This is a genomic window from Serratia sp. ASV30, assembly GCF_016428815.1.
Classification (GTDB): Bacteria; Pseudomonadota; Gammaproteobacteria; order Enterobacterales; family Enterobacteriaceae; genus Chania; species Chania fonticola_C.
On sequence record NZ_JAELTL010000043.1, the window covers coordinates 22,798 to 47,910 of the forward strand.

21 protein-coding genes are annotated in these 25,113 nt (G+C 53.9%); 7 read left to right on the plus strand and 14 right to left on the minus strand.

Annotation, left to right across the window (positions count from 1 at the left end; all coding sequences use genetic code 11):
* Nucleotides 1-117 precede the first annotated feature (117 nt).
* The 3 genes from JHD74_RS18025 to udp all read right to left on the minus strand — a co-directional run bounded on the left by JHD74_RS18025 (nucleotide 118) and on the right by udp (nucleotide 2,437).
* A complete protein-coding gene (locus tag JHD74_RS18025) occupies nucleotides 118-648 on the minus strand; it encodes a DedA family protein (protein WP_199063212.1) in 531 nt (176 codons plus the stop codon).
* An 86-nt stretch (nucleotides 649-734) separates the two neighbouring features.
* A complete protein-coding gene (locus JHD74_RS18030; RefSeq protein WP_024531114.1) occupies nucleotides 735-1,517 on the minus strand; it encodes a tyrosine-protein phosphatase in 783 nt (260 codons plus the stop codon).
* A gap of 158 nt (nucleotides 1,518-1,675) precedes the next feature.
* Nucleotides 1,676-2,437, minus strand: coding sequence for a uridine phosphorylase (udp, locus tag JHD74_RS18035; RefSeq protein WP_024531115.1), 762 nt, complete (start codon nucleotides 2,435-2,437; stop codon nucleotides 1,676-1,678).
* A gap of 302 nt (nucleotides 2,438-2,739) precedes the next feature.
* Between udp and JHD74_RS18040 the strand changes: the two genes are divergently transcribed.
* Entirely contained in the window at nucleotides 2,740-3,567 is an 828-nt protein-coding gene (locus JHD74_RS18040) for a dienelactone hydrolase family protein (RefSeq protein WP_024531116.1), read from the plus strand.
* A 587-nt stretch (nucleotides 3,568-4,154) separates the two neighbouring features.
* Here the strand turns inward: JHD74_RS18040 and fsa are convergent.
* Together fsa and ptsP are read right to left on the minus strand one after the other, a co-directional pair.
* Nucleotides 4,155-4,820, minus strand: a complete 666-nt coding sequence (gene fsa, locus JHD74_RS18045) for a fructose-6-phosphate aldolase (RefSeq protein ID WP_024531118.1) — start codon at nucleotides 4,818-4,820, stop codon at nucleotides 4,155-4,157.
* A 51-nt stretch (nucleotides 4,821-4,871) separates the two neighbouring features.
* The gene (gene ptsP, locus JHD74_RS18050) at nucleotides 4,872-7,373 is read right to left on the minus strand and encodes a phosphoenolpyruvate--protein phosphotransferase (protein ID WP_199063213.1); all 2,502 of its coding nucleotides are present in this window, start codon (nucleotides 7,371-7,373) and stop codon (nucleotides 4,872-4,874) included.
* Between the two features lie 360 nt (nucleotides 7,374-7,733).
* On the opposite strand from ptsP, the gene JHD74_RS18055 reads away from it, so the two are divergent.
* The 5 genes from JHD74_RS18055 to JHD74_RS18075 all read left to right on the plus strand — a co-directional run bounded on the left by JHD74_RS18055 (nucleotide 7,734) and on the right by JHD74_RS18075 (nucleotide 12,785).
* Nucleotides 7,734-8,813 carry a PTS fructose transporter subunit EIIC gene (locus tag JHD74_RS18055; RefSeq protein WP_024531120.1) on the plus strand — a complete coding sequence of 360 codons (1,080 nt, stop codon included), beginning with the start codon at nucleotides 7,734-7,736 and terminating at the stop codon, nucleotides 8,811-8,813.
* Nucleotides 8,814-8,871: 58 nt separating this feature from the next.
* On the plus strand, nucleotides 8,872-9,192 hold the full coding sequence (locus JHD74_RS18060; RefSeq protein WP_021181481.1) for a PTS fructose-like transporter subunit IIB: 321 nt from the start codon (nucleotides 8,872-8,874) through the stop codon (nucleotides 9,190-9,192).
* A gap of 68 nt (nucleotides 9,193-9,260) precedes the next feature.
* Nucleotides 9,261-11,558, plus strand: coding sequence for a formate C-acetyltransferase (locus JHD74_RS18065; RefSeq protein ID WP_199063214.1), 2,298 nt, complete (start codon nucleotides 9,261-9,263; stop codon nucleotides 11,556-11,558).
* Nucleotides 11,524-12,420, plus strand: coding sequence for a [formate-C-acetyltransferase]-activating enzyme (locus JHD74_RS18070; RefSeq protein WP_199063215.1), 897 nt, complete (start codon nucleotides 11,524-11,526; stop codon nucleotides 12,418-12,420). Before JHD74_RS18065 ends, JHD74_RS18070 begins: the two co-directional genes overlap by 35 nt.
* Before the next feature lie 20 nt (nucleotides 12,421-12,440).
* A complete protein-coding gene (locus tag JHD74_RS18075; RefSeq protein ID WP_024531123.1) occupies nucleotides 12,441-12,785 on the plus strand; it encodes a PTS fructose-like transporter subunit IIB in 345 nt (114 codons plus the stop codon).
* 434 nt (nucleotides 12,786-13,219) lie between these two features.
* Here JHD74_RS18075 and JHD74_RS18080 read toward each other — a convergent pair whose 3' ends face one another.
* Nucleotides 13,220-14,107, minus strand: coding sequence for an AraC family transcriptional regulator (locus tag JHD74_RS18080; RefSeq protein WP_024531201.1), 888 nt, complete (start codon nucleotides 14,105-14,107; stop codon nucleotides 13,220-13,222).
* A gap of 125 nt (nucleotides 14,108-14,232) precedes the next feature.
* On the minus strand, nucleotides 14,233-16,509 hold the full coding sequence (gene metE / locus JHD74_RS18085) for a 5-methyltetrahydropteroyltriglutamate--homocysteine S-methyltransferase (RefSeq protein ID WP_199063216.1): 2,277 nt from the start codon (nucleotides 16,507-16,509) through the stop codon (nucleotides 14,233-14,235).
* 105 nt (nucleotides 16,510-16,614) lie between these two features.
* On the opposite strand from metE, the gene metR reads away from it, so the two are divergent.
* Nucleotides 16,615-17,565, plus strand: coding sequence for an HTH-type transcriptional regulator MetR (gene metR, locus JHD74_RS18090; RefSeq protein ID WP_024531203.1), 951 nt, complete (start codon nucleotides 16,615-16,617; stop codon nucleotides 17,563-17,565).
* On the opposite strand, the gene JHD74_RS18095 is transcribed toward metR, so the two are convergent.
* The 7 genes from JHD74_RS18095 to JHD74_RS18125 all read right to left on the minus strand — a co-directional run bounded on the left by JHD74_RS18095 (nucleotide 17,562) and on the right by JHD74_RS18125 (nucleotide 25,029).
* On the minus strand, nucleotides 17,562-18,425 hold the full coding sequence (locus JHD74_RS18095) for a carboxylate/amino acid/amine transporter (RefSeq protein ID WP_024531204.1): 864 nt from the start codon (nucleotides 18,423-18,425) through the stop codon (nucleotides 17,562-17,564). The two genes, metR and JHD74_RS18095, sit on opposite strands and share 4 nt — an antisense overlap.
* A gap of 215 nt (nucleotides 18,426-18,640) precedes the next feature.
* Nucleotides 18,641-19,327 (minus strand): hypothetical protein, encoded by a 687-nt coding sequence (locus tag JHD74_RS18100; RefSeq protein WP_024531205.1) that lies wholly within the window; start codon nucleotides 19,325-19,327, stop codon nucleotides 18,641-18,643.
* Nucleotides 19,328-19,439: 112 nt separating this feature from the next.
* On the minus strand, nucleotides 19,440-20,462 hold the full coding sequence (locus tag JHD74_RS18105) for a fimbrial protein (protein WP_024531206.1): 1,023 nt from the start codon (nucleotides 20,460-20,462) through the stop codon (nucleotides 19,440-19,442).
* Nucleotides 20,463-20,497: 35 nt separating this feature from the next.
* A complete protein-coding gene (locus JHD74_RS18110; RefSeq protein WP_024531207.1) occupies nucleotides 20,498-21,244 on the minus strand; it encodes a fimbria/pilus periplasmic chaperone in 747 nt (248 codons plus the stop codon).
* Nucleotides 21,245-21,248: 4 nt separating this feature from the next.
* Complete coding sequence (locus JHD74_RS18115; RefSeq protein WP_199063217.1) at nucleotides 21,249-23,816, minus strand: fimbria/pilus outer membrane usher protein; 2,568 nt, start codon at nucleotides 23,814-23,816, stop codon at nucleotides 21,249-21,251.
* Nucleotides 23,817-23,842: 26 nt separating this feature from the next.
* The gene (locus JHD74_RS18120; RefSeq protein WP_024531209.1) at nucleotides 23,843-24,583 is read right to left on the minus strand and encodes a molecular chaperone; all 741 of its coding nucleotides are present in this window, start codon (nucleotides 24,581-24,583) and stop codon (nucleotides 23,843-23,845) included.
* Nucleotides 24,584-24,630: 47 nt separating this feature from the next.
* Nucleotides 24,631-25,029 (minus strand): fimbrial protein, encoded by a 399-nt coding sequence (locus tag JHD74_RS18125; protein ID WP_304621708.1) that lies wholly within the window; start codon nucleotides 25,027-25,029, stop codon nucleotides 24,631-24,633.
* Nucleotides 25,030-25,113 lie beyond the last annotated feature (84 nt).

Here is a 25,113-nt window from a genome sequence, read left to right on the forward strand (position 1 = left end):
TAACACTGTTAAAAAAATAAGGGAATTAAAAAGCACCGGATAAGGATAAATTCGTGATCGAATTCTCACTGTGACGCTGAATAATTAAAATATGAGGCTAATTGGCACGGCACCGGTTCATGCCATCCACTGGGTAAACCATTTGATACCAAAGGCGCCAGGTGCCAGGATGCCGAAAGCCCAGACCATTGCCGAGGCCACATTGGCAATCTGGAACGCGGTTTGCGGCATGGCACAGATGCCCCCCACCAGCGGCACCACGGCGCGCAACGGCCCGAAGAAGCGCCCAAAGAAAATGCCCAGTACGCCCCATCGCTCAAAAAACGCATGGCCACGCACCAACAGCTGTGGATTGCGTGACAGCGGCCACATATGAGCGACGCGCCCCTGATAGTGATAGCCGACCCAATAGGAGAGCCAGTCCCCAAAGAAGGCACCGGCGGCGGCCGCAGCCCAGAGCGGCCAAAAGGCAATGCCGCTCTCGCCAATCAACGCCCCCAACCCCAGCAGAATAACCGTGGCAGGCAACAACAACGAGAGGAAGGCCAACGACTCGCCAAACGCCAGGAAGAAGACAATCGGGATCGCCCAGGCTTCATGCTGGCGTACCACTTCACTTACCCAGTGAATGACGTCATTGAGGCTCATAGCCTGCTCCTTTTGAGAACGGATCCGACCTCAAGAATACGCAGTCCCCTCCCTCACTGGTTAAACCCCGGTTAAACATGGTGCCGTTATTCCAGATAGAGTGCCTGCAACGTCTCGAGCTGGCGTTGCCCCAGCCCATATTCGGCCTCCAACCAACGGCTGGTGGAGCCATATTGCTCATGAATGCAACCCAACGCGGTCGCCAGGAACTCTTCACGTGCGCTGAGCACATAGGCAAACTGCGCCACCGAGGCGTCGTTCAGGCGGATAGACATCTGCTCCAACATATATTCACGGTAGCTCGCCAGCGTGGTTTCCGTCAGCAGATAATCTTCCATTACCGTAGCTTCATCCGCCCCCAGAGCCAGCAACACCATCGCCGAACCGACTCCGGTACGGTCTTTGCCTACCGCACAGTGCTGCACAATCGCACCGCCTTCAGGCTGAGCCAGCAACTGCGCCAGTTGGCGATAGGCGGCGTTATTGAACGGCAGGCGGCGGTACAGCTCCAGCATAAAAGCCCGGGCATCAAACTTGGCCAGCGTTTCGTCGGTGAGTTTTTCAAGGTTGGCATTCACTTCGCTGCTGAGCGGATTGGCCGGCACGTGGTAATAGTCGGCTCCCGACCATAGCACGTCAGGTTTGGCCTGCACTTCGTCGAAGTCGCGGTAATCCAGCACCGAACGCATTGGCATCTGAGCCAGGTAGCGACAGTCGTTTTCACTCAAGCGATCCAGAGCACCGGAACGAAACAGCAGCCCGCGTTTGATACGGCGGCCATCGGCCACGCTGTTGCCGCCTAAATCGCGGAAGTTGATACCACCGTCAAGCGGCGCAAGTGAAGGATGGAGCAGGATCTGAGCGGTCATAGACGTCCTTACATTGATTGTCTCGGGATATGCCGCCACATCAGCCAGCAATCGGTAAACACCAACAACAGAAGGCCAGCAGCATGACGCAGAGGGGGATAACCGTAACAGAAGGGGAAACGGGCCGTCAAACGGCCCGCTTTTAACGAGGATTTGGATTACAGCAGACGGCGAGCAGCCTCAACGACGATTTGCACCGCCTGGCTTTCAGTCTTCTTCATGGTTTCCGCATTCGGGATCTCTTGCTGGGTGCGGTTAACGATCACACCGGCAACCATCCCCGCACGCAGGCCCTGGCTGGCGCACATGGTCAGCAGGGTGGCGGATTCCATTTCATAGTTCATCACGCCCATCGACTGCCACTCTTCCATCGAGCCCTTAAAGCGGCTGACCACACGGCCGGAATAGGTGTCGTAACGTTCCTGGCCTGGATAGAAGGTATCGGAAGAGGCGGTCACGCCGATATGCGTGGTAGCACCGCTGGCCTTGGCGGCTTCAACCAGCGCAGTGGTACAGGCAAAGTCCGCCACTGCCGGGAATTCCATTGGGGCAAAGTGCAAGCTGGCACCGTCGAGGCGCACAGCTGCAGTTGTCACCAGCACGTCGCCCACGTTGATATTGGCCTGAATGGCACCGGTCGTGCCGATACGCAGGAAGGTACGGATGCCCAGCTGTGCCAACTCTTCAACGGCAATAGAGGTAGACGGGCCACCGATACCGGTTGAGCACACGATCACTGCCTTGCCATCCAGTTCTGCACGCCAAGAGGTAAATTCGCGGTGGGAAGCCAGGTGAACCGGGTTTTCCATCAGCTTGGCAATTTTCTCAACACGCTGCGGATCGCCAGGGACGATGGCCAATGTAGCGCCTTGCAGATCGTTTTTAGTGAGACCGAGGTGGAAAACGTCAGACTGAGACATGGGGGACTCCTCATGGATACGGTTTTTGGGAGGAACAAACAGAGATTCTACTGACAATCGCTGTTAAATTTCGTGATGATCATCACCTTGAATAAAGAAGCAGAAATTCATCTACATTATTTTTGTGATTTAAATCACATAAAAAACCCTAGCACGCTTAATCTCCACTCAGTTTATACCAAGTTGCTGCCTGAGCAGTCATTGCTATCCTGAGCGAAAATTCGCCATGCTGTGCTAATAAGCGCTAATCTGCCTATAGTTAACTGCCGCGCTTTTTCTCTAACGCATGGAGCCTGCAATCAATGAAAACAGAACAACAAATAACGTTAAAACAGGCCAAAGGGGGATTTACCCCGGCCGTCGCACCGTTGGCCACCTCAACCATTCTGACCGATGTGCAGGATATACACGTGGGGGAAACCACCATCCCTTCGCAGGGGGACGATCTGCCAGCCTATATCGCCAAACCGGCCCATCATCAAGGGCCGTTCCCAATTGTGCTGGTCGTGCAGGAAATTTTTGGCGTGCATGAACACATTCAGGATCTGTGTCGCCGCTTGGCTAAGCAGGGCTATCTGGCCATCGCTCCAGAACTCTATTTCCGCCAGGGCGATGCCAGAGAGTACAGCGAAATCAGCGAGCTGATGCAAAAGCTGGTCAGCAAGGTGCCAGACAGCCAGGTATTGGCCGATCTGGATCACGCTGCGCACTGGGCAACGCGCCACGGCGGCGATGCCAGCAGGTTGGCGATCACCGGTTTCTGCTGGGGCGGCCGCATCACCTGGCTGTATGCCGCGCATAATCCGCAGCTGAAGGCGGCAGTGGCCTGGTACGGCAAGCTGGTGGGGGAGAAAACCTTGAATTCGCCGAAGCATCCGGTTGATATCGCGACCGATCTTTCGGCGCCGGTGCTTGGGCTATACGGTGGACAAGACGGCGGCATTCCGCTGGATACGGTGGAAACCATGCGCCAGGCGATCCGTGCGGCCAATGCCGATGCGGAAATCGTGGTGTATCCAGAAGCGGGGCATGCTTTCCACGCCGATTACCGGCCAAGCTATAACGCGGAGGCTTCCACCGACGGATGGCAGCGCATGTTGGCCTGGTTCAGCCAGCATGGTGTGAAATAGAGGGGCGCATCCCTACATGCCAAGTTGGGTGAGGAATATCAGCAGTTTCAGGGGCAGCAAGTGCCCCTGATGCTTGTCACCAATATCCCCTCACCCCACCCCTCTCCCGATGTAAAGATCAGGGGGCTACATGAACACGGAGGCGGGGAGAGGGAGCCAGTCCGGAGCCGAGTTCAGGTGCTGGTGGTAATCTGTGGCAGGATTGATGCCGAGGACGAAAAACATAATCAAACTGTGGCACTTTCGGTCCCCTTCCGATGTAAAGACCGAGGCTTCTTGAACACGGGGTCGGGGAGAGGGAGCCAGTCCGGAGCCGAGTTCAGGTACTGGTGGTAATCTGTAGCAGGATTGATGCCGAGGACGAAAACCATAATCAAACTGTGGTGGCACTTTCGGTCCCCTTCCGATGTAAAGACCGGGGCTACATGAACACGGAGGCGGGGAGAGGGAGCCAGTCCGGAGCCGAGTTCAGGTGCTGGTGGTAATCTGTGGCAGGATTGATGCCGAGGACGAAAACCATAATCAAACTGTGGCACTTTCGGTCCCCTCTCCCTGTGGGAGAGGGCTAGGGTGAGGGGCATCTTCTCTTAGTTCAGTGACAAAGTGCCAAACGCACTGTGCCAATCGTGCTCGAACTTCTCAACCGCCGCCTGCACCGCCGGTGCGCTGATAAACTGCTCTGCGACATCTACCGGCAAGGTAATAGCTTCACAACCTGCCAACAGGCACTCCAGCGCCTGACGCGGAGTCTTGAAGCTGGCGGCCAGCACCTTGGCCTGCGGAGCGTGCAGTTCTAACAAGTGCTGCAACTCCTGCACGGTAGCAATACCATTGCCGCCCTGGGCATCCACGCGGTTGACGTAAGGAGCCACGTACTCCGCCCCTGCCAAGACAGAAAGCAGCCCCTGCGCCGCCCCATACACCGCCGTCCCCAACGTTGGAACAGCCATGCCGCTCAGGATTTTGATCGCTGCCAGCCCTTCCCCCGTCACCGGCACTTTCACCACCAGGCCAGGAACACGCCGGTGAAGCATCACCGCCTCTTCAACCATCTGCTCGGCCGTGGCCGCCATCACCTGGGCAAACAATTTTCCTTCGCCACCGATGATATCGCGTAAAGCAGGCAGCACTTCCCATAGCGACGTGCGTGACGCAGCCACAATGCTCGGGTTAGTTGTCACCCCTTGCAACGGCAACACACGTGCCAGGCGTTTCACCGCATTGATGTCGGCAGTATCCAGATAGAGTTCCATAGTTGCTCCTCAAGGCTAAAAATGAAGGGCGCCGCAGCGCCCAAAAATGGATTACAGTTCAAGCTCTTGTTTCAGCAACGCTTCTACCTGTTGGGCAGACACTGCGTTCACCAGTGCGTCACGGAAACCCTCATGCATGATGCGCCGCGCCAGCTTGGAGAAAATCCGCATATGCTGGTCCCCGGCGGCATGTTTATTAAGGGTCAGCATGATCACGAACTGCGCCTCTTCATCCCCCCAGACGACCGGCTGCGCCAGCTTGGCCACGCTGATGGTGGACTGTTCAATATGTTCAGATTTGGTATGTGGAATGGCAAAACCGAAACCCAGCCCGGTGGAGAATACCGCCTCACGCGCCCACAAATCGGCGGCAAGATTACGTGGGTAACGGCAGCGGCCGGCCAGCAGCAGGTTATCCGCCATCCCTTTGATCACCTCTTCTTTGCTACGCCAATCGGCCCCCAGGGCAATGCAGTCCGGCGTGATCAGCGGCGCATCGCTTTGCTCCATGCGGAACTGGGCCAGCAGGTGCTCAACTTCCAGCGACGTACGGCAGGCCATGGCCCGGTTGAGCAGTAAACGACATTCGCGGCTATCCAACTTGGCCAGGCGGGTTTTGGTGGCGGCAATGGAAGGCGCGCTCATGCTGATCTCATCCAGCCCCATCCCCACTAGCAGTGGCAACACAGAACCTTTCGCTCCCAGCTCGCCACACAGGCCGATCCATTTACCGTGGCGGTGCACTTCACGCACGGCATGATCCAACCCACGCAGGAACGCTGGGTTCAGGCTGTTGTAGTGCTTGATGACCTTGGCATTATCACGGTCCACCGCCAGCAGGTACTGCGTCAGGTCGTTGCTGCCGATACTGAAGAAGTCGATCTCCTCACAGCACTGGTCGATGATAAACAGCACCGAAGGCACTTCCAGCATGATGCCGAGCGGGATTTTTTCGTCGAACGGGATCTGCCCGGCACGCAGCGATTGCTTCACTTCGGCCAGTTGATCTTTCACCCACAAGATCTCTTCCATCGAGGAGATCATCGGGATCATGATCTTCAGCGGACCGTGTGCCGAAGCGCGCAGGATCGAGCGCAACTGGGTACGAAATAGCGGCAGAAACTCCTGATAGATACGCACCGCCCGGTAACCAAGGAACGGGTTATTTTCGGCCGGGATGTTCAGATAATCCACCGGCTTGTCGCCACCGATATCCATGGTGCGCACGATGATCGTCTTGCCTGCGGCGGCTTCCACTGCCTGACAGTAAATGTTGTAAAGCTCATCTTCGGAAGGCGCAGTCAGGCGATCCATATACAGCATTTCGGTACGGAACAGGCCTACTGCCTCTGCACCGTTGCTGAAGGCCGCCTCTGCTTCTACTGCATGGGCGATATTGGCGGCAACTTCCATCCGCACACCGTCGGCCGTGCGCCCCGGTTGATCGAGATAGGCACTTTGCTGGCTGCGGATCTGCTCGCTCAGCCACTGCTCCTGCTGATAGTAACGACGAACCGGTTCGCTGAGATCGCAAGCCACCAGCCCAAGATCGCCGTCGATCTGCACCGATTGATTCAAATATGGCAGCATTGCGGCGGCATCGACGCCAACCAGAGTTGGAATGTTAAAGGAGCGAGCCAGGATCACCGTATGCGAGGTGCTACCGCCGCTGCCCAGCAGCAGGCCTTTCAAATAACGCTTGTCCAGCTCCAGGAATTGGCTCGGGGTCAGCTCATCGGTGATGCAAATGCTGTCAACATTCAGTGCCTGCTGCGCCGGGAAGCGCTGCTCGCCATAAATTTGCTGTAACAGCTGGAAGCTGACATCACGAATATCCAGTTCACGCTCGCGCAGATAGGCACTGGCAGACTGTGCCAGTTGCTGGCTGAAGTGGGCTGCAGTGGCCACAATGGCGGCGGCACAGCTTTCCCCTGCCAGCACACCATCAAGCAGGTGCTGGCGGAATGCGCCGTCACGCAGCAAGGAGCGATGTGCTTCCAGCACCGCCGTGGTGGTGCCGTTACCGCCCATCAGTTGCAGATCCAGCGCCTTGCCAAAGCGCGTCAACCCTTCGGCCAGTTGCTGCTGCTCCTGCTCAACAGATTGCGTAGGCGGCAACGTCAGGGCGTTTAAATCCACCCTCGCCAGATGCACCAGTTTGCCATTAGCGGTGCCTTGGTTGACGGAGCGAGCGCGCACCAGCGTTGGGTTCAGGTTAGCCAGAGACTGCGGGATAGGTTCCTGCTCCGCCTGGTCATCCACTTGCGGCAGTGCTTCGTCGCAGTGCGGGAATTCATGTTGGATAAACTGGCTCAGGCGCTCAAACGCCGCCTGTTCATCTTCCCCTTCGATGGTGATGCGGCATTCATCGCCCAGCAAAGTATCGGTACCGATCAGTGACAACACGCTTTTACCGTCGCCACGCAGGCCGCTACGTGAGTTGTGCCATTCAACGCGGGAACGGAAACCGTTGCACAGGGTTTCGATATGGCTGGCTGGGCGGGCATGTACCCCGTTGGGCAGCACGCAGGTAAACGTCACTATTTTCGCCATCACTCTTTCCTCATACCAAAGCAGCGGTGAACAACACCGGTTTGCCACAAGGATAAAAGCGCAGCGCGGCCCAGGGCTATCGGATAAAAATGTCAAACACTGGACAAATGTATCCTGACGGCATAAATGCGATACCGCTCACAAAGCCCGTCTCCACAAGCCCGGTTTATTCTGTCGCACACTTTGAGTTAGATCGCACTTTTCTCCTGACAATACAAAAATCCAGTAAATGGCAATTTTATCCACTGTTGATAGTACCGCCAGATGCCTATTGTGATAGCCAACAACCTTTATCCATCAGGGGTCATTCCCCGGTGGTTTTATCTCAGAAGCACGCTGGTCGCGGCCAGGGAGTGAACGATGAAAGAGCTACTCAATATTCTAAGAAACACGCGCCAGCACTTGATGACCGGCGTCTCCCATATGATCCCGTTTGTGGTCGCCGGCGGCATTTTGCTGGCCATCTCCGTGATGCTGTATGGCAAAGGGGCAGTCCCCGATGCGGCGACGGACCCTAACCTGAAAAAACTGTTCGATATCGGCGTGGCCGGATTGACGTTGATGGTGCCTTTCCTGGCGGCCTATATCGGCTACTCCATCTCGGATCGCTCCGCGCTGGCTCCCTCGGCGATTGGGGCCTGGGTGGGCGCGTCCTTCGGGGCTGGCTTCTTCGGGGCGATCATCGCTGGCCTGCTGGGCGGCATTATTGTGTTCTACCTCAAGAAGATCCCGGTGCCGAAGATCCTGCGCTCGGTGATGCCGATCTTCGTGATCCCCATCATCGGCACCCTGCTTACCGCAGGCATCATGATGTGGGGCCTGGGCGAACCGGTTGGGGCGCTGACCAACGGCCTGACCCACTGGCTGCAAGGTATGCAGCAGGGCAGCATCGTAGTGCTGGCCATCATCATGGGCCTGATGTTGGCGTTTGACATGGGTGGACCGGTTAACAAGGTGGCCTACGCCTTTATGCTGATCTGCGTTGCTCAGGGCGTGTACTCGGTGGTCGCCATCGCGGCCGTTGCCATCGCCACCCCGCCGCTCGGCCTGGGATTCGCCACGCTGATTGGCCGCAAATACTACACCCCGGAAGAGCGTGAAGCGGGTAAAGCCGCGCTGCTGATGGGCTGCGTCGGCGTTACTGAAGGGGCTATCCCGTTCGCCGCCGCCGATCCGCTGCGCGTGATCCCTTCCATCATGATCGGTTCTGCCTGTGCCGCCGTGACCGCCGCGTTGGTGGGTGCACAGTGCTACGCCGGTTGGGGTGGTCTGATTGTGCTGCCGGTAGTTGAAGGCAAGCTGGGTTACGTAGCCGCGCTGCTGGTGGGCATGGTGGTCACCGCCCTGCTGGTTAACCTGCTGAAAAGCTTTGCCGCCAAGAAACAGGCCAACAAGGCCACACAGGAAAACGATCTGGATCTGGATTTCGAAATTAACTGAATAAATACGCTCTCAGGCTACGTCTTGAGAGACGACGGATAACGTTGAGGAATTGAATATGACCATGATTATCGCTGTAACCGCTTGCCCATCTGGCGTTGCCCATACCTACATGGCTGCCGAGGCCATCGAGCGCTCCGCCAAAGCTCAAGGCTGGCAGTGCAAGGTGGAAACCCAAGGCTCCATCGGCCTGGAAAACGAACTGACGGCCGAAGACGTGGCCGCCGCCGACGTGGTGATCCTGACCAAGGATATCGGTATCAAGTTTGAAGAACGCTTTAAAGGGAAAACCGTGGTGCGCGTGGCCATCAGCGATGCGGTAAAACGTGCCGATGCCATCATGGAGAAGATTGCCGCCCATTTAGCGCAAAAGGCCTAACCAAAGAGCCAGCCCGGCACGACGTGCCGGGTTTTCCCGCCCTCATTACCGCACAAAAGGAAAATGTGATGCTCTCCCGGATCGAACGTCTAAAAGCCGCCTTGTTCTCCGCCCCGCGCGAAATTTCACTTGAGCGCGCACTGCTCTATACCGCCAGCCACCGGCAGACCGAGGGAGAACCCACCATCATCCGCCGTGCCAAGGCAACCGCCTATATTCTCGACCACGTAGCGATCACCCTGCGGGAAGATGAGCTGATTGCCGGTAACCGTACGGTGAAGCCGCGTGCCGGGATCGTGTCGCCAGAGATGGACCCTTACTGGCTGCTGAAAGAGCTGGATGCTTTCCCAACGCGTCCGCAGGATCGCTTTGCCATTTCCGAAGCGGACAAACAGGTGTATCGCGAGCAGCTTTACCCTTATTGGGAAAAGCGTTCGATGAAGGATTTCATCAACGGCCAGATGTCAGAGGAGGTTAAAACCGCCACCCAGACCCAGATTTTCAGCGTCAACCAGACGGACAAGGGCCAGGGGCATATCATCATCGATTACCCGCGCCTGCTGAATAACGGCCTGGATAGCCTGCTAGCCGAACTGCAAAGCCATGCGGAGCAGCAGCCAGACAACGCGTTCTATGCCGCAGCATTGTTGCTGTTACAAGCCTCACAGCGCCATATCCTGCGCTATGCCAGCCTGGCACGCCAAATGGCGGAGCAATGCAGCGATGAGACTCGCCGCGCCGAGCTGCTGCGCATCGCCGAGATCTCCAGCCACAACGCCCACCACAAGCCGCAGGATTTCTACCAGGCGTGCCAGCTGTTCTGGTATATGAACATCATTTTGCAGTATGAATCCAACGCCAGCTCACTGTCGCTGGGCCGCTTCGATCAGTACATGCTGCCGTTTTATCAAGCCTCCCTCAATCAGGGGCAGGATCCGGCCTTCCTGAAGGAGTTGCTGGAAAGCCTGTGGGTGAAATGCAACGACATCGTACTACTGCGCTCCACCTCCAGCGCACGTTATTTCGCGGGTTTCCCTACCGGCTACACCATCTTGCTGGGCGGCTTGACGGAAACCGGCCGCAGCGCGGTAAACGTGTTGTCGTTCCTGTGCCTGGATGCGTACCAGAATATCCGCCTGCCACAGCCGAACCTGGGCGTGCGGGTCAATGAGTTTATCGATCGGCCATTCCTGCTGAAAACCGCCGAAACCATCCGCCTCGGCACCGGTATTCCGCAAATCTTTAACGATGAAGTGGTGGTGCCAGCATTCCTGAACCGTGGTGTCTCACTGGAAGATGCGCGCGATTATGCGGTGGTGGGCTGTGTTGAGCTGTCGATCCCAGGGCGTACCTACGGCCTGCACGACATTGCCATGTTCAACCTGCTGAAAGTGATGGAGCTGACGCTGCTGGATAACGAAGGCAACGCTAGCCTCACCTATCCGCAATTGCTGGATCAAATTCGCGAAAAAATTCGCCATTACGTCCGGCTGATGGCCGAAGGCAGCAACATCTGCGATATCGGCCACCGCGACTGGGCACCGGTGCCGCTGCTGTCTTCCTTTATCGATGACTGCCTGCAACACGGCAAAGACATCACCGAAGGCGGCGCACGCTACAACTTCTCCGGGGTACAAGGCATCGGCATCGCCAACCTGAGCGATTCGCTGTTTGCCCTGAAAGGCCTGGTGTTCGATCAACAGCGCCTGAGCTTTGATGAACTGCTGGCCACGCTGAAGGCCAACTTCGCCACGCCGGAAGGGGAAAAGATCCGCGCACGGCTGATTAACCGCTTTGACAAATACGGCAATGATATCGACGAAGTTGACCTGATCAGCGCCGATCTGCTGCGATTTTACTGCAAAGAGGTGGAACAGTACCGTAACCCGCGTGGCGGCCAATTTACCCCCGGCTCTTATACCGTTTCTGCCCACGTGCCATTGGGTGCGGTGGTGGGTGCTACGCCAGACGGGCGCTATGCGGGGGAACAACTGGCGGATGGTGGGCTATCACCCATGCTCGGCCAGGATGGCCAGGGGCCGACGGCGGTACTCAAATCGGTGAGCAAGCTGGATAACTACCTGCTCTCCAACGGTACGCTGCTGAACGTAAAATTCACCCCAAGCACGCTGGAAGGTCAGCAAGGGCTGAACAAGTTGGCAGACTTCCTCGGAGCCTTTACCAAGCTCAAGCTACAGCACGTGCAGTTCAACGTGGTGAATGCCGAAACGCTGAAGGAAGCGCAGGCCAGGCCACAGGACTTCGCCGGGCTGGTGGTGCGTGTTGCCGGCTATAGCGCATTCTTCGTGGAGCTGTCGAAGGAGATCCAAGATGATATCATCCGCCGTACAGCGCATCAACTGTAACCTGATCACGCCCGGGTTTTCCCGGGCAACACCCGCAGAGCCGCAGGCCCGGATCTTCAATATTCAGCGTTATTCGCTGAACGACGGCCACGGCATCCGCACCGTGGTATTTTTCAAAGGCTGCCCACATAGCTGCCCTTGGTGTGCCAACCCGGAGTCGATGTCGGGCAAGATCCACCGCGTACGCCGCGAGGCCAAATGCCTGCGCTGCCAGCCCTGCCTGAACGATGCACAAGAGTGCCCAAGTGGGGCGATGGAACTGATCGGGCAAAACATCACGCTGGAGGCGCTGTTACAGCACATCCTCAAGGATGAGGTGTTTTATCGCACTTCCGGCGGCGGGGTGACGCTTTCCGGTGGAGAAGTGCTGATGCAGGCCGAGTTTGCCACCCAGCTGTTGCAGCGCTTGCAGGCGTTGGGCATCAATACCGCCGTCGAAACCGCCGGAGATGCCTCGCAGGCCCAAGTGCTGGCCCTGGCAGAATACTGCGATCAAATCCTGTTCGACCTGAAAATCATGGATGCCGAGGCCGCCAAACATCAGTTGAACATCAATCTGCCACGGGTACTGGCAAACTTTACTGCGCTGGTGCAGCGCGGAGTTAACCTGATCCCACGCCTGCCGTTAATACCCGGCTACACTTTGAGCACGGAGAATATGGCGCAGGTGCTGGCATTTCTGGCGCCTTTTGGGCTACAAGAGATCCACCTGTTGCCTTTTCATCAGTATGGCGAGGCGAAATATACCCTGCTGGGGCGCGAATATGCCATGCGCGGCGTAGCAGCCCCGACAGAGCAACAGATCGCTCCCTTGCAGGCGATGGCGCAACAGGCAGGTTACCGAGTGATCATTGGCGGTTGAACAGAAGCAAAGGGGCTGACATGACGATAAAACTCGTAGCGGTAACGGCCTGTATCAGCGGGGTCGCCCATACCTACATGGCTGCCGAGCGGCTGGAAAAACTGTGCGCGCAGGAGAAATGGCCGGTCAAAGTAGAAACCCAGGGCGCATTGGGGATTGAAAATTCGCTGACGGCGAACGATCTGGCGCAGGCCGACGTGGTGCTGTTGATCAGCGACATTCTGCTGGCGGAAAGTGAGCGTTTTGAACATCACCGCTGCGTGCAGATCGGCATCAATACCTTTCTACGCACGCCAGAAAAGGCGCTCAGTGCGGTACGCAAGGCCGCCGCTTCACCCCAGGAAACGCATATCCGCGTGGTTTAACTGCTGTGTTAGCCCCCTCACCCTAACCCTCTCCCCAAGGAGAGGGAACCGATCGAGTATCTCTGAAATTATAGTGATTCACCTTGGATGCGGGGACCGATCGAGTATCTCTGAAATTATAGTGATTCACCTTGGATGCGGGGACCGATCGAGCATCTCTGAAATTATAGTGATGCACCTTGGATGCGGGGACCCATCGAGTATCTCTGAAATTATAGTGACTCACCTTGGATGCGGGGACCGATCGAATATCTCTGAAATTATAGTGATTCACCTTGGATGCGGGGACCGATCGAGTATCTCTGAAATTATAGTGATTCACCTTGGATGCGGGGACCGATCGAATATCTCTGAAATTATAGTGGCTCACCTTGGATGAGGGGACGATTGCGTTTGCTGAGATGGCCTCTTTACCTGCAAAAGAACAGGGGCTATCAGCTCCCTCTCCCTGTGGGAGAGGGTTGGGGTGAGGGGCACAGCTCGCTGTGATACTGGCCGCGATACTCCGACGGGGAACGTTCGGTGTTCTTGCGAAACAGGCGGCAGAAATAGTTGCTGTCGACAAACCCGCAGGCGTGCGCCACTTCTTTCACCTTCATGTCATAGCGTTTAAGCAGGTGCTTCGCCTGCTCCAGCCGCACGTGATTGAGATATTCGTTAAACCCGATGCCACCAGCCTTCTGGAACAGATGAGAAAGGTAATTCGGTGAGATATAAAATGCCTGGGCCACCGACTCACGGGTGAGCGGCTCGCGATAATGCTCCTCCAGGTGACCCCGCACAGCATCAAACAGCGCCTGACTACGTGAGGCGGTTCTCACCGAGGTGCCAAACAGATCGAGCGCATGGCTAAGCAAGCCCTTCACCAGGAAACGCGCAGTGGGCTGATCGCTCTGGTGCCAGGAGAGTTCGTTAAGTGCCTGCAACATAAACGACCCCACGCGCGGGCCACGGCGCGCCACGTTATCCTTGCCCAACGGCAGAGTATTTTCCCCATCCCAGCCCAACAGGCTATAGCCCAGTTGCTGCTTGCCAAACAACAGGCTGAGCGTAGTCGTCGGTTGCTGCCAGCGCGGGCTGTTCCAGCCATGCGCCGGGACAAACAGCACATCCCCCGGCAGCAATGTCTGCTGTTGCCGCACTCCCTGGCTGCCCTCCCACTCCATTTCCTGCTCCCCGTCCACCACCAGCTCAAGGCGCGGAAAGCCTACCTGATAGGCCAGCTCCGGGGCCGGATGTTGATTACCGGCAAAATAAACCTGCCGGATCCCCTGCCCATCATCGAGCAGCGGAGCCAACACGGCCACCAGCGGGTGTTTCATCGGGAATAATCCTTCAAACCAAGTGGACAACGAGACTTGATAATAACCAATAGCGGCGAGGAAAACGCGGGAGTAGAACAAGAAAAGGGCGCCGAAGCGCCCTTGAGTAAAAACATCGTGGTGGATCAGACTACCTGGTCACGCAGGCGCTGAGCCGCTAACACCATGTTAGCCAGCGACTGGCGGGTTTCTGGCCAGCCACGGGTTTTCAGGCCGCAGTCTGGGTTGACCCACAAGCGTTCCGCCGGGATGTTCTGCGCCGCTTTACGCAGCAGCGCTTCGATCCATTCTACGCTTGGCACGTTCGGCGAGTGGATGTCGTAAACGCCCGGCCCGATTTCGTTCGGATAGTCGAACTCTTTGAACGCTTCCAGCAGATCCATATCGGAACGAGAGGTTTCGATGGTGATCACGTCGGCATCCAGCGCCGCGATAGAATCCATGATGTCGTTGAACTCGCAATAACACATGTGGGTGTGGATCTGGGTATCGTCCTGCGCCACGGCGGCGTTCAGTTTGAAGGCATCCACCGCCCAGTCGAGGTATGCGGCCCAATCGGACTGGCGCAACGGCAGGCCTTCGCGCAGTGCAGGCTCGTCGATCTGGATAATACCGATACCGGCCTTCTCCAAGTCTTCCACTTCGTCACGCAGTGCCAGCGCAATCTGCTTGGCGATCACTTCACGGGTCACATCTTCACGCGGGAAGGACCAGCAAAGAATGGTCACCGGGCCGGTCAACATGCCTTTTACCGGCTTGTCGGTCAGCGATTGAGCAAATTTGGCCCACTCTACGGTGATGGCTTCCGGGCGGCTGATATCGCCAATAATCACCGGTGGTTTCACGCAGCGGGAACCGTAGCTCTGTACCCAACCATTTTGGGTAAACACGAAGCCGTCCAGGTTCTCGCCGAAGTATTCCACCATGTCGTTACGCTCGGCTTCGCCGTGCACCAGCACGTCCAGCCCCAGGCGTTCCTGCTCGGCGATAGCCTGCTTGATATGTTCGCCGATGCTGGTGCGGTAGTTGCTACCATCCAGACGGCCCTGCTTGAAGTCCAGGCGCAGGCCGCGGATTTCGGTGGTCTGCGGGAAGGAGCCGATGGTGGTGGTTGGCCAGGCAGGCAGATTAAAGCGATCGCGCTGAGCCTGGGCACGTTGTTCATAAGGGCGCTGACGTTCACTGTCTTTGGCAGTGATAGCCGCCAAGCGTTTTTCAACCTGTGCATTATGCACACGGCTGGATTGGCGGCGGGCGCGGATTGGTGCGCTATAGGCATCCAGTTTGGCTTGTTTGTCTGCCCCTGGTGCATTCAGAGCTGAGCTCAACAACGCCAGCTCGGCACATTTTTGCAGTGCAAAGGCGAACCAGCTTTTCACTTCTTCGTCCAGGCGGCTTTCCACGCTCAGATCGATCGGGCTGTGCAGCAGTGAGCACGAGGTGCCAATCCACAACGGCCGGCTACCGACCAGCGGCTGAAGGCGTTCAAACCAGCTGCTCACATCGGCACGCCAGACGTTACGGCCATTGATCACCCCAAGCGACAGCACCCACTCTTTCGGCAACGCGTTGTTCAGGGCAGCGGCATCATCTTTGCCTGCGACCAGATCCACATGCAGCCCCTGCACCGGCAGTTCGCGGATGGTGTCTAGGTTATGGCCAATGCTGTCGAAATAGGTAGTCAGCAGCAGTTTGACCTGGCCTTGCAGCGCGGCGTAAGCCGGTTTAAAGGCCTCCAACCAGGCGTTAGGCAGTTCCAGCACCAGCGCAGGCTCGTCGATCTGTACCCACTCAATGCCGCGTTTGGCCAGTTCAGCCAGCACTTGCTGGTAGACCGGCAGGATATCGTTCAGCAGCGACAGGCGGTCGAACTGCTCACCCTTCACCTTGCCCAGCCACAGATAGGTTACCGGGCCCAACAGCACCGGCTTGATTTTGTGACCCAGCGCCAATGCTTCGTCAACTTCATCCAGCAGTTGAGTCCAGCCCAGTTTGAACTGCTGGCCTTGAGTAAACTCAGGCACCATGTAGTGGTAGTTGGTGTTAAACCATTTGGTCATTTCCGCCGCCGCAGCAGGTTCACCGGTGGGTGCGCGGCCACGGCCAATACGGAACAGGGTATCGAGGTCGATCGAGCCATCCTGGTTTTGATGACGCGCCGGGACGTTGCCCAGCAGCAGGCTGGTGGTCAGCACGTGATCGTACCAGGCGAAATCGCCAACCGGCACCAAATCCACCCCGGCCTGCTGTTGTTGTTGCCAGTGACGAGCGCGCAGCTCGCGGCCAACCGCCAACAGCTCTTCCTGTGTTGAATTACCTGCCCAGTAACTTTCCTGCGCTTTTTTCAGTTCACGACGCAGACCAACGCGTGGAAAACCCAGTGTGTGATTTAGAATTGTCATCGTCATATTTCCCATTTAGCCGTCCAGATGTTTACACATCCATAATCCGCAGGTACTGTATGATCCACAAGCGCAATATTTTCACTGTCACTGTGAAGGACTCTCATGATCGAACTGAAACACTTACGGACCCTACAGGCTCTGCGTAATACCGGCTCCCTGGCCGCCGCCGCCGCACAGCTTCATCAGACACAGTCAGCCCTTTCGCATCAGTTCAGCGATCTGGAGCAGCGTCTGGGCTTTAAGCTGTTTGTTCGTAAAAGCCAGCCGCTGCGCTTTACCGCTCAGGGGGAGATCCTGCTACAGCTGGCAGAACAGGTATTGCCGCAGATCCAACAGGCGTTGCAAGCCTGCCACGAGCCACATCAAACCACGCTGCGCATCGCCATCGAATGCCACAGCTGTATTCAGTGGCTGACTCCGGCGTTGGACAACTTCCGCTCTTATTTCCCGCAGGTGGTGATGGATTTCAAATCCGGCGTGACGTTCGATCCGCAACCTGCCTTGCAGCAAGGGGAACTGGATCTGGTGTTGACCTCGGATATCTTGCCGCGCAGCGGGCTGCACTATTCGCCGATGTTCGACTTTGAAGTCCGGCTGATCCTGGCCCCCGATCACCCGCTGGCCAATAAGCCGCACATTGAACCGGCAGACCTGAGTGATGAAGTGCTGATGATCTATCCGGTGCAGCGCCAACGGCTGGATATCTGGCGCCATTTCCTGCAACCGGCAGGCGTCAGCCCGGCGCTGAAAAACGTCGATAACACGCTGTTATTGATTCAAATGGTGTCAGCCCGGATGGGGATCGCCGCGTTACCGCACTGGGTGGTGGAGAGTTTTGAGCGCCAGGGGCTGGTGGTCACCAAGACGCTCGGGGATGGCCTGTGGAGCCGGTTATATGCTGCCACCCGTGACGGCGAGCAGCGCCAGACGGTCACCGAAGCCTTTATCCGCTCGGCGCGTCAGCACGCCTGCGATCATCTGCCGTTCGTGCGTGATGCCGCCAGGCCGATGGGCAGCCTGCCAGACACTCAATCCTTAGCCTCTTTGAGCTAGAGGCTAGCCGCTTTCGGCGCAACCCAGCGGCGATGGACCCATAGCGAAGCGACAATCACCGAGCCACCGATAATAAAGCTGGCCCAGTGCGGTTGCTGATGCCAAACAGCAAAATTAACCAGCAGGCCTGCGGGCACATGCATATTGTTCATGATGCCCAGCGTACCGGCATCCACCTGTGTCGCCCCGTAATTCCACATAAAGTAGCCCAGCCCGGAAGCCACCACGCCCAGCCAGACCAAAATGCCCCATTGCAGGTTGGTGGTTGGCAGTTGGTTCGGATTACCCCACAGGAACCAGGCGACCACCGCTACTGCCGCCGCGCCCAGATAGAACCAGGAAAATGCGGTATGCTGCGGCAGCGGGTGCACTTCCATCAGGCGTTTGTAACCCACCATGCCGATGGCGAAACTGATATTCGCCGCCTGCACCAGCAGCAACCCCCACCAGAAGTGATCGCTCAATTGGTGGTAGCGGATAATCGCCGCCCCCAACACGGCCAGCAACGCGCTGAACAGATAGCCCCAACGCAGACGGCGGCCGCTGATCAGATCGTAAATCAGCGTGATATACAGCGGCGTAAGCACCGTAAACAGCAGGAATTCCGACACGGTCAGATAGATAAAGGCACGGAAGCTGATCAGATACATGATGCCAAGCTGGAAGGCGCCCACCAGCATATACAGCAGGATCACTTTCAGCTTGATATTGCGCCAGCGCAGGAACGGCAGAAACACCAGCGCCGCCAGCCCAACGCGCATCAGCACCGAGAACCAGCTGTCGACATTGCCTGCCAGGTATTCGCCGATCAGGCTAAAAGAAAATGCCCATAAAATGGTGGTAATAACCAGAAGCAGCACGACAAGTTCACCCTAAAAGATCCGAAAGGGCGATTGTAGCGGAAGGTGGCAAATGATGTTGTAGAAATAGGGTTGACTAGTGATTAAAAAAAGACCAAAATGCTTTGGCGCTTGCAGAAAGAAACTACGCTCTCCAAGGAGAGCGTTAACGATAAGAGGGTAGTTTATTTGGCCAAGGGGTTGCGGCGGATTTTACTAAATATCAAGTATTACTCTTATTCAGACAGCTTACCCACTATTTTTGATAGGTAGCGGGTGTATTGCCTGACATTTTTATACCCCATCTTGGTTATCGCACTATATCGCCTTGAGTAGAATGTTTTATATTTACTGTCAATCCTGCCACAGCTCAATGATAATCGATGCTCACCAATTTCCGAAAGAAAACCTTGTAACTCATTATAGGATAACTTTGGGGGAGTATAATTCTCCAATAACTTGCTGACTTTCGCACTCAACACCACATGATTATCATATTTTAAAGCATAAAGTACATGTTTCATCGCTAAAATAGATTCGCTCTTAAACACGATACCACCAGAGATAAAATCCGCCATCGATGAGATGAAAAACCGATCTTCAACGGCAGTATAGATGAGTACTTTTAATGTATTATTCTGGTCAGATGGGAAATACAAGCTCATGGCATTAAAGAATAACAATGGCGAATTTTTATCTCCAGAAAACTCGACGATAACCAGAGATGAATGCTGCGGATCATTCACGTAAAAAATAAATCTCAATGTTTTAATCATGCAGTCAAAGCAAAACACATTGCTTTCCGGATAGATTTTTTTTACAGCATCAACAATAGCGTTCCTTGAAAATAAATTCTTTTCATAAACAATAATATTTTTTGGAGACCATTTTTTAAAAAAAGAAGAGTCCATTTCAATATTCACTAAAATCTCCTGTCATCAAAATTCATCTGTAACAAAATTTACACGCTAAAGTTCAATTAGATGGTTAGGTTTATGGGACGTTATATACGACGAGAGTCTTTGATTACAACGATTAACGATACGTCATGGTAAAGGTTAACGGTGACCGAACTATCCCTGTAGCCACCGGTTCTGATGATGTTCGATACATTGCCGCCTGGAATGGAATGGTCACGGACTGGCTACCCGGCACGAATGAAGATACATTAGTTACGTTGTTGAAACTCACAGGAACCCCGTTGTGATCCAAAATTTGTACCCCAATACCTTTTGCTGCGCCCTTCATGGTATTAATCCCCATAACGGCCTGGTTGGCATCAATAATGTTGTTAAGGGGAGTTAAAGTATAAGCAATGGTTGATAATCCACTGGCTGAACATTCACTTAACTCGATGGAAAAACGTTTTTTTTCTGACGTACTGCCCGGCATTGTAAAATCTTTTTTACCGTATTTGCCGAGATTCACAACCGACTGAGTCGTGGTTGCACTGCAACTACTGGCACTGATAGTAAAAGGGGCAACCCGAAGATTAAGCACCGTCAATCTATCTAAAATGAATACCGCCATTAAACTACCATCATACATGCCACTGGTTATCGGCCCGGTGGGGACAATTTCTACGCCCCAATAAACATTCCCATTCAACCCCCACCCCCAATAGGTGGCGTTACTTGTTCCGCCCACACCCTGGTTGCCAAAGCGATAGCTTTTCCCGGTGTTATCGCGCAAATAAAAACGCATTCCCACGCCCGGAATATTGGTTGGAAATACGTTGCTTAATCCCCCGACCGTTGTACCCTGCGCTCCACTGACATAATAAGAATAGGCATTATTACCTAAACAAACAGCATAATTTCTAGTCACGGTATTGGACTCTTCACCAAACGCAATTGCCGTGCCCAGATTAAACTTATCACGTGCCAACAGGATATTACCGTTTATCACATCAGGTGAACTTAATTTTATGGTGTAACTTTGTAATCCCTGGCCAGATGAAAAAGCACAGTTAGCCAAGGCCGAGTGCTGCAGAATGAGCACAGCCATAATCAACGTTATTGAATAAATTATTTTCTTATAGGAGACATTTCTGTTCATAAAGACTATTCCAACATGTAAATTCAAGTAGTTTCCTAGCGCCCAAGCATTTCACGCCTTTGATGTATCTCGCCATAGTCATCAATCCATTGATACTCAATGCTGGCTTCGTCAGAAAGAAAGGCCGACAGCCCAGGAAATATAAAATCCCTACTTCCCTTCGGCACTATCAATTCACCTTCAGAGCTGTAACGCTTTCCAGCATCCGTCAGAACAATACGATTAAGAGATACATAGTATGGGCTATTATTAATCGCCTTTAGCCTAAATTCTTTATTGCTTTTTGTCATTTTCCATACAACTGAATCTCCCGCATCAGTTGCACTGCTGGCGAGGCCAGACGGTCGATAAAACAGTTTAATCCTTGTCCGGTAGGCTAATTCAAGATAACCATCAGTTGGCATATTACGTATTGGCGGGATATCTAATACATTAAACCAGAAGAGAGACTCCCTATCTTTTGGTAGCTTTATCTGATGCGTAAACACCAACCGGAATCTATGTGTTCTCAGCCCTTTAATACGAGTTAACGGGGGCATAATCAAAAAAGGAACCTCTGCATTATCAGGAGAGACATCGGGATCTCCGGCATCAACCCAGGCCTGGGCCAACTTTTCTGTTAGCTCAGGATTAGTGATCTGTACCGTCATTTCCTTAGCCGTTTCCTGATATATCAACCTGGTGCCACCTACAATTAGGCTAGCCTGAGCCAACATCACACCAGGGAACAGCCCACCACAGGTCAACAGTAAAAAAATGCCAACGAACCTCATTAACCCCATATTTTTATCCTATTCTCCTGCAGGTCGCCACCAATTGCACAATATCAGTTTTTTTCTCATTTATATGGACCGGTAAACTATAGTTAGCCTGGCATTGCCTATCGCGGCCCTGCCCCCAATGGATCTTAATATACCCATGAGGCTCGGTTGCACGCATAAACACCCGGCTTCCCTGACCAACAAATGTCACGCTGTTACCCTGATGATCGAAAACCTCAGCCCCTAAAGGCAGAAAGTGGCCAGCCTCGTCACGCAATACCAGCAACACTGGGTTACCTGAAATCGTCGGGTAATCCAGCATGACGATGGCACCATATCGCGGTGCAATTCTTTGTTCGGTCACTTTGAGCTCAATGTTGTCCGGAATTTCTTTCGGCTCCAGCATGACCGTATTCTCTCTATATGGCGTCAAACCAGCGGTAACGGCATAACCACGGCTGCCAATGCGCACTCCTTTACTATTGAGTAACGACGCACCATGAGCACCTGATGCTGAAACCACGGCTTTGGTTTCCCCCTGAGCTTGGCTCAGTGTGATCCCTCCAGGATGAATAACAACACTTCCAAGGGCACCAATGCCATACTGTGAATATCCGCTACCTTGGCTAGTGCTCGCCGTCAATATGGCATTATTCGCCCGATACTGAGCATTTCCCCCATAGCTATTGGTATTGTTCTTGTAACTGCGGCTGGCATAAGAGCCGTAGCTGAGTAGGTCCTCTTCGCCCAGAGAACCTGAAATTCCGGTCTGCGCATTCCAGCCCCCCAATGCGCTATGCGCCAACGAGGTCGTCAAGAAAGGAGAACCCACACTACGCCCCAGTGGCACCGAGAAGTTCAGCATGTATTGGGTCTCGTTCCCCCCATAAGCAGTGCGGCTCCTGCCTGCTGACAGATTAAAGCTTCCCCAGGCGAACGCATTCGAGTAACCCAGCTGATAAGTCATATCTCTGCCTTTATCAACGGTCCAATAGTTCTGTATCGAGCCACTCAAATAGAGGCTCCCGAATCCCGCAGGCAGACTTTGACTAATATTGGCCTGCACGCGGCTACGCTGGCGAGCGGGGATCACCACATCACTGTCTGTACTGCCAGCCAATTGCGCATAATCGGTAAAGCTGTAATACCCTTTACTCGAGAAGCGATAGCTGGCGACCGTAAAGTTTGTTTGTATCGGTTCCAGTAATTTACTGTAGGTAAAACGATAACTTTGCCCTTTTGCTCGCTGCTGGTTGCCAGCAAAAGGAATGGTCGCGTCCGACTGAGTGACATCAACAGCAAACGCCCCCAATCCGGTACTCAGTGCCAATCCCATCTGTGCAGCCATATAATGTTGCGACAACGTGCCGCCCGTATATCCCGTCCACAGGTTAGAGAATCCACGCTGATAGGTACCTTGTAAAAATTCTGGCGTATCACTTAATCGATCATTACGGTATTTCCCGAATACCAGGTTGTACCGTGCAACCGCTGGCCGCAATAATTGTGGGACAGTGGCAAAAGGAACGGTAAACGTGGATTGGCGACCGTCAGCTTCTGTCACGGTCACAGCCATATCTCCGGCATAACCACCGCCATACAATTTATCAATCACGAAAGGACCTGGCGCCACGCTGGTTTTATATAGAATATTGTCGCCCTGTCGTACTGTGATCTGCGCGTTAGTCTCTGCCGTTCCGTGTATAGTTGGAGCGAACCCCCTCTGGGAATCTGGCAGCATACGATCATCAGAGGCCAATTGAATGCCGCTGTAAGCGATGCTATCAAACAAATCTGGGGCAGTATAATATTGACCTAACGTTAATTGAGCTTTCAAGGCAGCGACGTCACGCTGTAAATAACTACTGATAGAAGTATATTTCCTCTGCGCCCCCATTGAGCCTAAATTCTGGTTAAAAAATCCATTATGGCGTAACCGCCAGTGTGATAAGTTTAGCCCCGTATTAACCCCTGCATAATATTGCGTCTGCATGTGACCTTTTGATGATGCTCGCCAGGCATTGGTATTGTAGTCAATAAACGCAGCCATCACGCCTGCATCCGCCCTATCGGGTGAAACATAATGCTGGTCAAACTGTCGTAGATAAGCTTGAGGAATACTGACCTGAAGCCTTAGGTTTGACTGCTCAAACTCAACCTTGCTATATGGCACCCATTTCTGGATGTCAATACAGTGGTCACCTGCTTGTTCCTCAAGAGGTCTATCAATACCCAAGCTGGCGATACTTTCTGGCTTGAAGCAAAAGTACGGTTCGTCATTCTCATTCTTACCAAGGATAACTTCTTGTATACCAACTGACCTTTGGTTGATATATATATCCAACCTGTAACGTCCAGGAGTTAACGTATTACCTCGTTCAAAGCGTGACAAGTCCAATGCTATACCATTCTTGTCAATTAGAAAATCCGTATTAAAACGGGTTGGAACTTCAGTATCTGCAACAGCCGGAAAAAATGCCAAACCATAGATTATCCATGGTAAGACAATTGTCGCCCAAGCAATAAGGGAGAAAGTTCTCGTGGACAAGGGGTTACCATCACCAACCGAGTTTTTTCTTATCGCATCGCACATCTGAAAGATCCTTTTTCAATAACACCTCAGCGAAGTGACAACGTCTGTTCTGCCCCAACACCATAGTCAGTCATAGGTTGATAAGTAAGCTGAAACTGTCCGGAATGGTTATGCATTCCTTTAATATTAAAATCCTCACTTGAGAAAGGAGCAATCATCCCCGACCCAAGATTGTAATTTTTATTCCCCATTTGCAAAACAAGCTGGCGGTAGGTGATATAGTAAGACGTTGGGTTATTTCCACGTAACACATACCCTCCTTTAGCCAAGGGAGTAACCCCCCAGTTAACTTGGTTTGATGCATCCGCCGCTTCTCCAACCAAATTTTTCGGGCGATAAAACAGTTTCAAACGAGAGCGTACGGCGATCTGTAACGAACTTCGATCCTGTTCTGCACTAACTGGGGGTATTTCTAGTGCGTTAAACCAAAAAAGCGACTCACGATCTTGAGGCAATGCTTCTCCTGTAAAAATCAGGCGCACACTCTGCCCATTTCTCGGATCAATACGAACAATTGGCGGTGTTATTAAAAAAGGAGCATCACTGTCCTGGAACGATACTGTCGAGTCACCACGATCCACCCACAGTTGCATTAACGATGGGGCGTCTCCCTTATTTACCATTTTTATGGTTATTTCATTTGCTTTTGCAGGATAAATGAAGCGAATTCCCTCGATCGCCACTGCTGAATTCGCGGCATTTGAGGTTAGCAAAAAAGAAAAAATACCTAGCAGCACCATGCCGCAAAGAGATAATGAAGCCTTCATAATTAACCTTTGAGAAGAACCCCGGGAATAACCCCGGGGGTTAAAAACTACAGATATTGCATGCTGTACTGAATACTGGTTCTCAACACACCAGCAGTAGGTTTAGCACTTTTACTAAAATAGTTGGCATAAAAATCAATATCGACGCTCTTACCCGTGATTTTTCCTATATTACTCGCAGACTCACCAAAGTTAGCCAGGTTGATTGGTGTGGTGCCATCTGCCTTATAAATACGAACTTGCGCATCCGTACCACCAGAAACATTATTTTTCAGGTTTCCATTGGTACTATCAACACTGCCGCCAGTGGCAAATAGTACTGAAGCACTCACCGCACCAACGTCACACCCTGCAGCATTCAGGCTAAATTTAACTGCCGGAATGTTGGCCGCCGCATTAGCAGCGGTAAAATTAGCAGACGTAACAGATGGCAGGGGAACGACCATATTTAGGCCTGTCTCTTATACACATCTAAAAGGGGGGGGGGGGGGGGGGGGGGGGGGGGGGGGGGGGGGGGGGGGGGGGGGGGG

Excerpts from the sequence above, each read along its gene's own strand:
- JHD74_RS18025 (WP_199063212.1), bottom strand. The coding sequence starts at position 648 with ATGAGCCTCAATGACGTCATTCACTGGGTAAGTGAAGTGGTACGCCAG.
- JHD74_RS18030 (WP_024531114.1), bottom strand. The coding sequence starts at position 1,517 with ATGACCGCTCAGATCCTGCTCCATCCTTCACTTGCGCCGCTTGACGGT.
- udp (WP_024531115.1), bottom strand. The coding sequence starts at position 2,437 with ATGTCTCAGTCTGACGTTTTCCACCTCGGTCTCACTAAAAACGATCTG.
- JHD74_RS18040 (WP_024531116.1), top strand. The coding sequence starts at position 2,740 with ATGAAAACAGAACAACAAATAACGTTAAAACAGGCCAAAGGGGGATTT.
- fsa (WP_024531118.1), bottom strand. The coding sequence starts at position 4,820 with ATGGAACTCTATCTGGATACTGCCGACATCAATGCGGTGAAACGCCTG.
- ptsP (WP_199063213.1), bottom strand. The coding sequence starts at position 7,373 with ATGGCGAAAATAGTGACGTTTACCTGCGTGCTGCCCAACGGGGTACAT.
- JHD74_RS18055 (WP_024531120.1), top strand. The coding sequence starts at position 7,734 with ATGAAAGAGCTACTCAATATTCTAAGAAACACGCGCCAGCACTTGATG.
- JHD74_RS18060 (WP_021181481.1), top strand. The coding sequence starts at position 8,872 with ATGACCATGATTATCGCTGTAACCGCTTGCCCATCTGGCGTTGCCCAT.
- JHD74_RS18065 (WP_199063214.1), top strand. The coding sequence starts at position 9,261 with ATGCTCTCCCGGATCGAACGTCTAAAAGCCGCCTTGTTCTCCGCCCCG.
- JHD74_RS18070 (WP_199063215.1), top strand. The coding sequence starts at position 11,524 with ATGATATCATCCGCCGTACAGCGCATCAACTGTAACCTGATCACGCCC.
- JHD74_RS18075 (WP_024531123.1), top strand. The coding sequence starts at position 12,441 with ATGACGATAAAACTCGTAGCGGTAACGGCCTGTATCAGCGGGGTCGCC.
- JHD74_RS18080 (WP_024531201.1), bottom strand. The coding sequence starts at position 14,107 with ATGAAACACCCGCTGGTGGCCGTGTTGGCTCCGCTGCTCGATGATGGG.
- metE (WP_199063216.1), bottom strand. The coding sequence starts at position 16,509 with ATGACAATTCTAAATCACACACTGGGTTTTCCACGCGTTGGTCTGCGT.
- metR (WP_024531203.1), top strand. The coding sequence starts at position 16,615 with ATGATCGAACTGAAACACTTACGGACCCTACAGGCTCTGCGTAATACC.
- JHD74_RS18105 (WP_024531206.1), bottom strand. The coding sequence starts at position 20,462 with ATGAACAGAAATGTCTCCTATAAGAAAATAATTTATTCAATAACGTTG.
- JHD74_RS18110 (WP_024531207.1), bottom strand. The coding sequence starts at position 21,244 with ATGGGGTTAATGAGGTTCGTTGGCATTTTTTTACTGTTGACCTGTGGT.
- JHD74_RS18115 (WP_199063217.1), bottom strand. The coding sequence starts at position 23,816 with ATGTGCGATGCGATAAGAAAAAACTCGGTTGGTGATGGTAACCCCTTG.
- JHD74_RS18120 (WP_024531209.1), bottom strand. The coding sequence starts at position 24,583 with ATGAAGGCTTCATTATCTCTTTGCGGCATGGTGCTGCTAGGTATTTTT.
- JHD74_RS18125 (WP_304621708.1), bottom strand. The coding sequence starts at position 25,029 with ATGGTCGTTCCCCTGCCATCTGTTACGTCTGCTAATTTTACCGCTGCT.